Source organism: Pseudomonas sp. MD195_PC81_125 (genome assembly GCF_014060985.1).
Taxonomy (GTDB): domain Bacteria; phylum Pseudomonadota; class Gammaproteobacteria; order Pseudomonadales; family Pseudomonadaceae; genus Aquipseudomonas; species Aquipseudomonas parakoreensis.
Map to the genome: position 1 here is coordinate 1 of NZ_JABULD010000678.1, position 11,753 is coordinate 11,753.

The window sequence follows — 11,753 nt, forward strand, 5'->3', positions numbered from 1 at the left end:
GCTTGCAGCGATGGCGGCCTGACAGCCGACCAATTTCTAACTGATGGCACCCGATCCCAGTGTGGGAGCTGGCTTGCCAGCGATGGCGGCCTGACAGCCGACCAATCTCTAACTGATGACACCCGATCCCCACTGTGGGAGCTGGCTTGCCAGCGATGGCGGCCTCCCAGTCAACAAATTGCTTGCTGAGGCAACCCTCCCTCACAGAGTTTGCTCTCCACAAAATCGACAGCCAATTCCCTCATCCCCCTCCATTTCACTGGCGCTCGCCGGGTAGTCGGCTATAAAGAATGAGTGGTCAGGTCTTCCGTCATCCGCGGTATTCGTGCGCGATAGCGGAAGTGGCTCTTCCATTCACCGCGGGTCGTCCTATGAATAATCCTGGGAAACGCGTGTATCTGCCGTTGTCGCTGGCTTTTTCTTTCGCGCTATTGAGCGGCTGCGCCAGTCCTCCGCCACCGCCTCCTGCTGCGCCGCCACCACCGCCGGTGCGTACCTGCCAGACGCTGGAGAACACTCAGGTGTCTGGCGATATGTACGTTGACGAGCAGGTTACGCGCCATATCACCACCACCCGGTGTGTCACGCAGTAGCGTGGGGCGGCTTGGTTGGCGGTGCATTTTGGCTGGCACCTGGCCAAGGTCATTGCCTGACCTCAATCCCGTGCAGGAGCTGCCGAAGGCTGCGATCTTTTGATCTTTATCTGCAAAATCAAAGTCAAAAGATCGCGGCCTTCGGCAGTTCCTGCACAGGCACGTCTGGTTCAGGACAGGAACCCACCGTCCACATTCAGCGCAACCCCGGTGGTGTAGCTCGACGCATCACTGGCCAGGTACAACACCGCCCCGGCCATTTCACTCGGATCGGCTACGCGCTTGAGCGGAATCTGCGTCAGCGCCTGCTTGAGGATCGCGTCGTTCTTGACCAGTGCCGAGGCGAATTTGGTGTCGGTCAGGCCCGGCAGCAGGGCGTTGCAGCGGATGCCGAATTGCGCGCATTCCTTGGCGAAGACCTTGGTCATGTTGATCACTGCCGCTTTGGTCACCGAATAGATGCCCTGGAAGATCCCCGGTGAAATACCGTTGATCGACGCAACGTTGATGATGCTGCCGCCACCGTTTTCGCGCATCAGCTTGCCGGCTTCTACCGACATGAAGAAGTAGCCGCGGATGTTCACGTCGACGGTCTTCTGGAATGCGCTCAGGTCGGTGTCCAGCACGTTGCAGAACTGCGGGTTGGTCGCGGCGTTGTTCACCAGGATATCGAGGCGGCCGAACTGTTCCTTGATCCCGGCGAATACCTGGCTGATCTGTTCCATTTCACCGATGTGGCAGGCCACGGCGGTGGCTTTGCCGCCAGCGGCGATGATCGCGTCGGCGACATGCTGGCAACCTTCGAGCTTGCGGCTCGAGACGATCACATGGGCGCCTTGTTGGGCCAGCAGTTTGGCGATGGCTTCACCGATGCCGCGGCTGGCGCCGGAGACGAATGCGATTTTGCCGTCGAGGTCGAACAACTGAGTCTTGGACATGGGGGTTCCTTGGTATGGGCCGTCAGAGGCTCGATTTCGCAATGACCTGCAGGCTCATGTGCTCCAGCAGTTTGTTCATGTGAATGAACTGCGCGAAGCGTTTGTCCTGAGTCTGGCCGTGGTAGAAGCGGTAGTAGATCTGCTGCACGATGCCGGCCAGGCGGAACAGGCCGTAGGTGTAGTAGAAATCGAAATTGTCGATGCGGATGCCCGAGCGTTCGGCGTAGTAATCGACGAACTCGCGGCGGGTCAGCATGCCCGGGGCGTGGCTGGGCTGGCGGCGCATCAGTTGCACGGGGGCCGGATCGTCCGCCTGAATCCAGTAGGCGAGGGTGTTGCCCAGGTCCATCAGCGGATCGCCGAGGGTGGTCAGTTCCCAGTCGAGCACGCCGATGATCTGCATCGGGTTGTCCGGGTCGAGGATCACGTTGTCGAAACGGTAGTCGTTGTGCACGATGCTTGAGGTCGGATGGTCGGCCGGCATCTTGTCATTGAGCCAGGCTTTGACCGTTTCCCAGTGCGGCGCATCCGGGGTCAGGGCTTTTTCGTAACGTTCGCTCCAGCCCTTGATCTGACGGGCGACGTAACCTTCCGGCTTGCCCAGATCGCCGAGGCCGCAGGCGTTGTAGTCAACCCGGTGCAGTTCGACGAAACGGTCGATGAAGCTCTTGCACAGTGCTTCGGTCCTGGCTGCATCGAGGCCCAGTTCTGGCGGCAGATCTGAGCGCAGGATGATGCCCTTGACCCGCTCCATCACATAGAACTCGGCACCGATCACCGACTCGTCGGTGCAGTGCACGTAGGCTTTCGGGCAGTAGGGGAAACCGTCGCGCAGTTGATTGAGGATGCGGAATTCGCGGCCCATGTCATGGGCGGATTTGGCCTTGTGGCCGAACGGCGGACGGCGCAGGACAAATTCCTGGTCCGGGTATTCCAGCAGGTACGTCAGGTTCGACGCGCCGCCGGGAAACTGGCTGATCTGCGGCGTGCCGGTCAGGCCCGGAATGTGCGCCTTGAGGTACGGATCGATCAGGCTGGCATCGAGTTCTTCGCCAGAGCGGATACGGGTGGACTGGTCAGTAAGCGCCATGCTTATCCCTTCTGCTTATTTTGGAGGCCAGACATCATTGGCTAATCTAATGGCGCACCAGGGCGGCCACAAGCGCGCAGCGGTCTTATAGGTTAGCGTGTTGCAGGATAATCAGCGTTTCGAATAGGCACCGGCAGCAGGGCGCTGCCGGCGCTTGTTAATGCACGCGCTGGTTGGTGAGTCTCGGTGGCAGGATGACTGGCGTCAGCACTGGTTGCCCCGAAAAGAATGCCATCAGGTTTTTCCCCACCAGTTCCACCGTACCTTGTGTGGCTTCCGGCGACAGACCGGCGACATGCGGCGTGAGAATCACATTGTTCAGGGTTTTCAGCGCATCCGGGACCTGCGGTTCGTGATCGAACACGTCCAGCGCAGCCCCGGCAATCCGTCGTTGCTCAAGCGCGCTGATCAGCTCTGCGGTGGCGATCACACTGGCCCGGGCGATGTTGACGATGAAACCGGTCGGGCCCAGAGCATCAAGTACCGGACGCGTCACCAGATGCTGGGTGCCAATCCCGCCCGGCGTGGCGACTATCAGAAAATCCGAAGCCCGCGCCAGTTCGGTCGGCGTGGAGCAGAACGCGTAGGGCACATCACTGCGCAGCTGCCGGTTGTGGTAACTGATCTGCATGTCGAAACCAAGGTGAGCACGTTTGGCAATCGCCATGCCCACCGCCCCCAGGCCGAGAATCCCCAGGCGTTTATTGGCCAGCGACGGACGCATGATCTTCGGCCATTCACCCCGGCGCACCGCCGCGTCGCAGCGCGGAATGTCGCGTACCAGTGCCAGCAGCATGGCCAGGGCATGGTCGGCCACCGACGAGGCATTGACCCCGGCGCCGTTGGTCACAGTGATCCCGCGATCGCTGGCGGCCTGCAGGTCGACGTGTTCGTAACCGGCACCGATCACGGTGATGATCTTCAGCGCCGGCAGGGCGGCCGATTTCCTCGGCGGTCAGGCCCAGCGGGCCACGAGTCAGTACCGCGTCGATCCGTGCCCCGTGGGTGGCGATGGCTTGCGTGCGTTCGGCAGGGGTTGGTGCGAGGATCAGATGAAAGCCTGATGCTCGAGAATCGGCAGATAGTCATTGATGGTTTCAACCAGTACCAGAACGGTGGCGGGCATTGCGCGGCTCCTGTGATCAATGGCGGTTCGGTCGCGAAGTCGTGTCAGGGTGCTGATTCCAGAGCTGTTTGGCAATGATGGCCGCAGCCCCGCTTCAGCCAGTGTAGGAGCTGACACGGGGAGCGCGCGGGCGCTTCGTCAGAAGCTCGCCCTGGTATTGTTGATCGGCTGCACGAAGACGCCAGCGAGTCCAGTCAACTGGCGTATTGGGCGTTTTTTGATTTCGACGCGGACGAGGGGCATGGGCAAAGACTCCGTGGGGCAAGGAACTCCTCTCACGCTAGAACATGTCGGCCAGATTGAAAATTTGGGGGTGATGAGCTCGCCGCTGTTTTTGTACGAGGCTACCTACGTTTTTCGCGGATTTTGCCTACGAATTTGGCAGATGCGTCTGCTACCGGAATGGTGATGAACGCGAAATCATGGGGACACAAAGTAGCTCGGGCAGTGACTACCAACAGCCAAGGAAGGCAAATGCTTCAAAACAATCGAGAACACCTGGAACTCGAAAGGATAATGAGTGAAATACGGAAACTGGCGGCCGAGAGAAAAAAGCTTATGGCGGAAGAAAAGAAGTTGAGGTGGGATACGTATTTTTATCCGTTTGCGGTAGTCACTGGGGTGTTGACCGCAACAGCGGCCGTAGTAGGACTTTCACTCAAGTTTTAAGTGTTCGCGTTTGTACCATTCAAACCCACTCTCTAAAAAGGAAATCACCATGAGTACATTTGACCGTCAGGCCATGATTGATCGGGCAGATCGAGAATACGATGAGGACGTTGAAAGAATGCGCATCAAAAACAAGGGCGATATGTACCCAATCTGGGGAATACTGGCGTTCGGCCTGTTTTGCATGTCACTCGGATTTCTCCTCGCTCGATCAATCTGATCGTCTTGCCGGTGGAGTTGTCGCTGGAACTTGTCGAAAAACGACATTTCACTTATCCGAAGCCGACAGCTATTTTCCCAAAAACGACAACCCGCTGATCTGCTCCGTACAACCATTCCTCAGCTAAGTCTTTGCTTCTGCTCATTTATCACGGAGAATCGCGCCCCTGTTTCGGCCGGAGCATGTCTGTCGGTTTTTTCCGACGCGTCCCGACCGAGTGGCAAGTGACCGGAATGCGGAGATCCGACCGGATGAATGATCAGGCCAATAGCGTCGACGAACGCTATGAAGCGGCAGCACCAGCTGAACTGTCGAGCTGGAATCGCCATGACACCACGTGGATGTTGGGACTGTTCGGGACGGCCATTGGCGCCGGTACCCTGTTTTTGCCGATCAACGCCGGTCTGGGTGGCTTCTGGCCGCTGGTGATCCTCGCGCTGCTGGCCTTCCCGATGACGTTCTTTGCCCACCGAGGCCTGACCCGCTTCGTCCTCTCCGGTCGCGAAGGCGCCGACATCACTGACGTGGTCGAGCAGCATTTCGGCATCAAGGCCGGTGCGCTGATCACCCTGCTGTACTTCTTCGCCATCTTCCCGATCCTGCTGATCTACAGCGTCGGCCTGACCAACACGGTCGCCAGTTTCCTCGAACACCAACTGCACATCACGCCGCCACCGCGCGCGCTGCTGTCATTCGTGTTGATCCTCGGCCTGCTGGCCGTAGTGCGTTGCGGCGAGCAGGCCATCGTCAAGGCGATGAGCCTGATGGTGTATCCGTTCATCGTTGCGCTGCTGTTCCTCGCGGTGTACCTGATTCCGCACTGGAACGGCGGCATTCTTTCCACCGCCTCGCAAGTGCCGGCACCGTCGGCGCTGCTGCACACCCTGTGGCTGGCGATCCCGGTCATGGTGTTTTCGTTCAACCACTCGCCGATCATCTCGCGTTTGCGGTAGATCAGAAGCGTCGTTACGGTGTCAACGCTGACCAGCGCAGCTCGCAGATCCTCTGCCGTGCCCACCTGTTGATGGTGGTGATGGTGCTGTTCTTCGTCTTCAGTTGCGTGCTGACCCTGTCGCCGGAACAACTGGCCGAAGCCAAGGCGCAGAACCTGTCGATCCTGTCGTACCTGGCCAACCACTTCAGCAACCCGACCATCGCGTTCGCGGCGCCGTTGATTGCGTTTGTGGCGATCTCCAAGTCGTTTCTCGGTCACTACATCGGCGCCAGCGAAGGCCTCAAGGGCCTGATCGTCAAGAGCGGCAAGCGTCCGGGTGCCAAGGCGCTGGATCGCATCGTGGCGGCGTTCATGCTGGTGGTGTGCTGGATCGTCGCGACCCTGAACCCGAGCATTCTCGGGATGATCGAGACCATCGGTGGCCCGGTGATCGCTGCGATTCTGTTCCTGATGCCGATGTACGCGATCCGTAAAGTACCGGCGATGGCGCGCTATCGCGGTCAGGCGTCGAACGTGTTTGTCACCGCCGTAGGTCTGGTGGCGATTTCGGCGTTGATTTATTCGCTGACTGCTTGAAGATCAAGAGATCGCAGCCCGCGGCAGTTCCTACAGGGTTTGTGTATACCTGTAGGAGCTGCCGAAGGCTGCGATCTTTCGCTTTTCAGCTACAGTAGGCCGCTGCGCATCTCTCATGCACAGCGGCTTTTTTTTTGTCTGGAGACAGTGGATTGTCGAGTACGGCCCAACCGGTAGAACCCACCAATCGCTGGCGTGACATCCTCGCCGGCCTGTCGATTGCCGGGCTGCTCTTGCCCGAAGCGGTCGCTTATTCGACCATCGCCGCGCTGGCGCCGCAGGTCGGCGTGATTGCCCTGTTTGCCGGATTGCTCTGCTACGGACTGTTTGGCACCAGCCGCTTTGCCATTGTCTCGGCCACGTCTTCGTCAGCGGCGGTGCTGGCGGCGACCACCGCGACCATGGCCAATGGCGACCCGCAGTTACGCGCGACGCTGGCGGTCGGCTTGGTACTGGTCACCGGTGGGCTGTTCTTGCTGGCGGGGATCTTTCGCTTCGGCAGCGTGACTTCGTTTATCGCCAAACCGGTATTGCGCGGTTTCGCCTTCGGCCTGGCGCTGACGATCATCCTCAAACAGGTCGCCAGCGTGGTCGGCGTGCACCTGACCGATGCCAATCTGGTGCGCTTCGCCCCGCAATTGCTCGAACAACTGCCGCAATGGAACTGGTCGGCGGCCGTTGTCGCCGCGGTGGCGCTGCTGTTGTTAAGCCTGTTCTCCCGTTTTCCACGAGTGCCCGGCGGTTTGCTGGTGGTAGTGATCGGTATCGTCGCCGGGCAATGGCTGAACCTTCCGGCTCACGGTGTGAAGTTGATCGGCTTGATCGACCTGAGCCTGGAAGTACCGAATCTGCCGGTGCTGCCGTTTGCCGACTGGCTGCGGCTGGGTGAGGTGGGGTTCGCGCTGGTGATGATTCTGTATGCAGAGTCGTACGGCTCGATCAGTGCGTTCGCCCTCAAACACGGTGATCGTGTGACCTCCAACCGTGATCTGCTGGCGCTGGGGGCCTCGAATCTGTTGTCCGGGTTGTTCCATGGCATGCCGGCGGGGGCCGGGTATTCGGCGACGTCGGCGAACGAGGCGGCCGGGGCGACGTCACGCTGGGCCGGTGGCGTGGCGGCGCTGGTGGTGCTGGTGATCGTGCTGACGGTGTTGCCGTGGATCGCCCTGACGCCGGAGCCGATTCTGGCGGCCATCGTGATTCATGCGCTGGCGCGTGGCTTGAGTCTGCAGCCGCTGGGGCGCTACTTCGTCTGGCGCCGGGATCGGCTGCTGGTGATGTGCGCGGTGGGGGCGGTGCTGGTGCTGGGCATTCTCGACGGCTTGCTGGTGTCGGTGGCGATCAGCGTGTTGCTGATGCTCAAACAGATGTCGGCGGCGGACATTCAGGTGCTCGGGCGGATCGACGGCGGGCACGATTTTGTCGATTTGCAGCGACATCCAACGGCGACGGTTGAGCCGGGAGTGCTGATTGTGCGGCCCAGTGAGGCATTGTTTTTCGCCAATGTGGAGCGGATTCTCGGTGCGGCGCTGCATTTGATTCGTCATTCGGACGCGCCGGTACACACGGTGATCCTCAGTCTGGAGGAAACCCCGGACCTGGACGGTACCAGTATCGAGGCGATGCAGGCGTTTTTCCTGCGGGTGCATCAGGAGGGCAAGCGGCTGATTCTGGCGCGGCTCAAACAGGAAGCGCTGGCCGTGTTGGAGGCGTTGCCGGAGGTGACGGCCAACGGGGTGATACTCAGCGGGCTGAGCGTCGATGGGGCGGTGCAGCAAGCCTTGAAATCTGACGCCTCCCTGTAGGAGCTGCCGGAGGCTGCGATCTTTTGATCTTGCTTTTTAAGATCAAGAGCAAAGATCGCACCTTCGGCAGCTCCTACAAGGAATGATGTGGAACAGAGCACGCATAAAAAAAACGCCGCTCATCTCACGATGGGCGGCGTTTTTCATTGCAGTGTCGCGTTAGGCTTGAACGACCGGAATCTTGGCGTTCGCAGCCGCTTCACGGAACTCGGCGATCTGGTCGAAGGACAGGTAGCGGTAAACGTCGGCCGCCATGCTGTCGATCTTGCCAGCGTATTCCATGTACTCCTCGACGGTCGGCAGGCGACCCAGGATCGAAGCCACGGACGCCAGTTCGGCCGAAGCCAGGTAGACGTTCGCGCCGTCGCCCAGACGGTTCGGGAAGTTACGGGTCGACGTCGAGACCACGGTGCTGTTCGGCTCAACGCGTGCCTGGTTACCCATGCACAGCGAGCAGCCTGGCATTTCCATGCGTGCGCCGGCCTTGCCGTAGATGCCGTAGTAGCCTTCTTCGGTCAGTTGGTGAGCGTCCATCTTGGTCGGCGGCGACAGCCACAGACGGGTTGGCAGCTGACCCTTGACCTGGTCCAGCAGTTTACCGGCAGCGCGGAAGTGACCGATGTTGGTCATGCACGAACCGATGAACACTTCGTCGATCTTCTCGCCAGCGACGCTGGACAGCAGACGGGCGTCGTCCGGATCGTTCGGCGCGCACAGAACTGGCTCGTTGATCTCGGCCAGATCGATTTCGATGATTTCGGCGTATTCGGCGTCGGCATCGGCTTCCATCAGTTGCGGGTTGGCGATCCAGGCTTCCATCGCTTGCGCGCGACGTTCCAGGGTACGTGCATCGCCGTAGCCTTCGCCGATCATCCAGCGCAGCAGGGTGATGTTGGACTGCAGGTACTCGGTGATCGACTCTTTCGACAGCTTGATGGTGCAACCGGCAGCCGAACGTTCGGCCGAGGCGTCGGACAGTTCGAATGCCTGTTCCAGGGTCAGGCCTTCCAGGCCTTCGATTTCCAGGATGCGGCCGGAGAAGGCGTTTTTTCTTGCCTTTCTTCTCGACGGTCAGCAGACCGTTCTGGATGGCGAAGTAAGGAATGGCATGAACCAGGTCACGCAGGGTGATGCCAGGTTTCATTTTGCCTTTGAAGCGCACCAGGATCGATTCCGGCATGTCCAGCGGCATGACGCCGGTGGCAGCGGCGAACGCGACCAGACCGGAACCGGCCGGGAACGAGATGCCCATCGGGAAACGGGTGTGCGAGTCACCACCGGTACCTACGGTGTCCGGCAGCAGCATGCGGTTCAGCCACGAGTGGATGATGCCGTCGCCCGGACGCAGGGAAACGCCGCCGCGGGTCATGATGAAGTCAGGCAGGGTGTGGTGGGTGGTCACGTCGATCGGCTTCGGATACGCCGCGGTGTGGCAGAAGGACTGCATCACCAGGTCAGCGGAGAAGCCCAGGCACGCTAGGTCTTTCAGTTCGTCACGGGTCATTGGACCGGTGGTGTCCTGAGAACCTACGGTGGTCATTTTCGGTTCGCAGTAGGTGCCAGGACGAACGCCTTTGCCTTCTGCCAGACCGCACGCCTTGCCGACCATTTTCTGCGCCAGGGTGAATCCCTTGGTGCTTTCAGCCGGTGCTTCCGGCTTCTTGAACAGGTCGAACGCAGGCAGACCCAGTTCGGCGCGAGCTTCTCGGTCAGGCCACGGCCGATGATCAGCGGGATACGACCGCCGGCACGGACTTCGTCCAGCAGCACAGGGGTCTTCATTTCGAAGGTGGTGATGACTTCGTCGGTACCGTGCTTGCAGACTTTGCCGGCGTGCGGGTACAGGTCGATCACGTCGCCCATGTTCATGTTCGACACGTCGAACTCGATCGGCAGTGCGCCGGCATCTTCCATGGTGTTGTAGAAGATCGGAGCGATTTTGCTGCCGAAGCAGAAACCGCCAGCGCGCTTGTTCGGCACGTAAGGGATGTCGTCGCCGAAGAACCACAGCACCGAGTTGGTCGCCGATTTACGCGAGGAACCGGTACCGACCACGTCACCGACGTAGGCGATCGGGAAGCCCTGGCCGCGCATTTCTTCGATCTGCTTCATCGGGCCGGTCTTGCCTTGCTCGTCCGGAACGATGCCGTCACGGGCCATTTTCAGCATGGCCAGGGCGTGCAGCGGGATGTCAGGACGCGACCAGGCGTCTGGTGCCGGGGACAGGTCGTCGGTGTTGGTTTCGCCGGTGACCTTGAACACGCGCAGGCTGATCTTGTCGGCCAGCACCGGGCGCTTCTTGAACCACTCGCCGTCAGCCCAGGATTGCAGCACGGCCTTGGCGTGAACGTTGCCGTTCTTGGCTTTTTCAGCCACGTCGTGGAAGGCATCGAACATCAGCAGGGTGTGCTTGAGTTCTTCGGCAGCCACTGGCGCCAGCTCGGCGTTGTCCAGCAGTTCAACCAGGGTCACGATGTTGTAGCCGCCCTGCATGGTGCCGAGCAGTTCTACAGCGCGTTTCTTGTCCAGCAGAGGGGAGGTGACTTCGCCTTTGGCCAGGGCCGACAGGAAACCGGCTTTGACATAAGCGGCTTCGTCCACTCCTGGTGGTACGCGATTGGTGATCAGGTCAACGAGGAAAGCTTCTTCGCCAGCCGGAGGATTCTTCAGCAGCTCGACCAGGCCTGCAGTTTGTTCGGCGTTAAGCGGCTGGGGAACGATACCCAGGGCTGCACGCTCTTCGATATGTTTGCGGTAGGCTTCAAGCACAGTTATTACCCTCATCAGTGGTCCCAAATGGGTGTCCGGGACGCTCATCCCGAAATTGCCGTACTCATGCACCGCACGACGTTGTGAGTCGTTTGGCCAGAATTACCGGCAATTCCTTACAGAAGCTGCTTTCAAAGTTTTACGCCTGCAGAACGGGGAGCTGATGAGGGTTGGCGTTGGGCTTTTCCCCGCTGGAAAAACCCTTCGCCAACACCGCTCTGAAGGAACGACTGTGCTCGTGACGCTTTGAAAACAGCTTCTAACGGACATTGGCGCCTTAAAAGGCTGGCTGATTCTACGGCAAAAAAAAAATTTTAAAAGGTAAGTCGCGCTCTATTGGACTTTGGTGGCGTTGTGCACGGGCGCGCCAAACCGCGATCCAGCGCTTGCCCCTGACGTTTGAGGGGTGATCAATGGCCGACAAAGGGCTAACATGCCGACCTGTTCCGCGTTTCAGTGTTTTGCCAATTTATGCCCAATCAGACCATCAAGACCCCCTGCGTCGGCCTCTGCTCCACTGTTTACGGAGATCTGGTGTGCCGTGGCTGCAAGCGTTTCCACCACGAAGTGATCCACTGGAACGGTTACGGCGAGGAGGAAAAGCGTGCAGTGTGGTTGCGTCTGGAGCAATTGCTGTCACAAGTGATGGCGAGCAAGGTCGAGATCTTCGATTCGGCGCGTCTGCGCCAGCAGCTGGAACAGCGCAAGATCCGCTTTGTACCGCATCAGTCGGAATATTGCTGGGCCTATCAGCTGATCGCTCGCGGGGCGCGGGTGATCATTAATCTGGAGGCCTACGGGATGGTGTTGCTGCCGGAGTTCCGCGACTGGAACCTGCCGGAACTGCGTGATGCCATTGATCGGGAATTCTTCCTGTTGTCGGAAGCGCATTATCAGCGCTATATCGCACCGGGCTTTCTCAAGGACGCCTTCGGCGCCTAGCAGCTTCGCGAGCAGGCTCGCTCCCACAATGATCGGAGTGAAATGCAAAATATTGTGGGAGCTGGCTTGC

General features: G+C 59.7%; 5 protein-coding genes and 3 pseudogenes. 4 read left to right on the plus strand and 4 right to left on the minus strand.

The annotated features are described in order from the left end of the window. Positions 1–763 precede the first annotated feature (763 nt). From HT737_RS26565 to HT737_RS26575, 3 genes and pseudogenes are all read right to left on the minus strand, one after another. Positions 764–1,531: an SDR family oxidoreductase gene (locus tag HT737_RS26565; protein WP_047293630.1), complete on the minus strand. Its 768-nt coding sequence runs from the start codon at positions 1,529–1,531 to the stop codon at positions 764–766. Positions 1,532–1,553: 22 nt separating this feature from the next. Further along, entirely contained in the window at positions 1,554–2,621 is a 1,068-nt protein-coding gene (locus HT737_RS26570; protein WP_095668953.1) for a phosphotransferase family protein, read from the minus strand. A 157-nt stretch (positions 2,622–2,778) separates the two neighbouring features. Then, positions 2,779–3,747 (minus strand): annotated as a pseudogene (locus tag HT737_RS26575) (2-hydroxyacid dehydrogenase). A 718-nt stretch (positions 3,748–4,465) separates the two neighbouring features. On the opposite strand from HT737_RS26575, the gene HT737_RS26580 reads away from it, so the two are divergent. The 3 genes and pseudogenes from HT737_RS26580 to HT737_RS26590 all read left to right on the plus strand — a co-directional run bounded on the left by HT737_RS26580 (position 4,466) and on the right by HT737_RS26590 (position 7,972). Next, complete coding sequence (locus HT737_RS26580) at positions 4,466–4,636, plus strand: hypothetical protein (protein WP_182404324.1); 171 nt, start codon at positions 4,466–4,468, stop codon at positions 4,634–4,636. A 251-nt stretch (positions 4,637–4,887) separates the two neighbouring features. Beyond that, positions 4,888–6,167: pseudogene (locus tag HT737_RS26585) on the plus strand (HAAAP family serine/threonine permease). A 152-nt stretch (positions 6,168–6,319) separates the two neighbouring features. Continuing rightward, positions 6,320–7,972, plus strand: a complete 1,653-nt coding sequence (locus HT737_RS26590; protein ID WP_182404325.1) for a SulP family inorganic anion transporter — start codon at positions 6,320–6,322, stop codon at positions 7,970–7,972. Between the two features lie 159 nt (positions 7,973–8,131). Here HT737_RS26590 and acnB read toward each other — a convergent pair. Beyond that, positions 8,132–10,741, minus strand: a pseudogene (gene acnB / locus HT737_RS26595) (bifunctional aconitate hydratase 2/2-methylisocitrate dehydratase). Positions 10,742–11,212: 471 nt separating this feature from the next. Between acnB and HT737_RS26600 the strand changes: the two are divergent. Next, entirely contained in the window at positions 11,213–11,683 is a 471-nt protein-coding gene (locus HT737_RS26600) for a DUF1289 domain-containing protein (RefSeq protein ID WP_041067373.1), read from the plus strand. Positions 11,684–11,753: the final 70 nt, after the last annotated feature.

Excerpts from the sequence above, each read along its gene's own strand:
- HT737_RS26570 (WP_095668953.1), bottom strand. The coding sequence starts at position 2,621 with ATGGCGCTTACTGACCAGTCCACCCGTATCCGCTCTGGCGAAGAACTC.
- HT737_RS26565 (WP_047293630.1), bottom strand. The coding sequence starts at position 1,531 with ATGTCCAAGACTCAGTTGTTCGACCTCGACGGCAAAATCGCATTCGTC.
- HT737_RS26580 (WP_182404324.1), top strand. The coding sequence starts at position 4,466 with ATGAGTACATTTGACCGTCAGGCCATGATTGATCGGGCAGATCGAGAA.
- HT737_RS26600 (WP_041067373.1), top strand. The coding sequence starts at position 11,213 with ATGCCCAATCAGACCATCAAGACCCCCTGCGTCGGCCTCTGCTCCACT.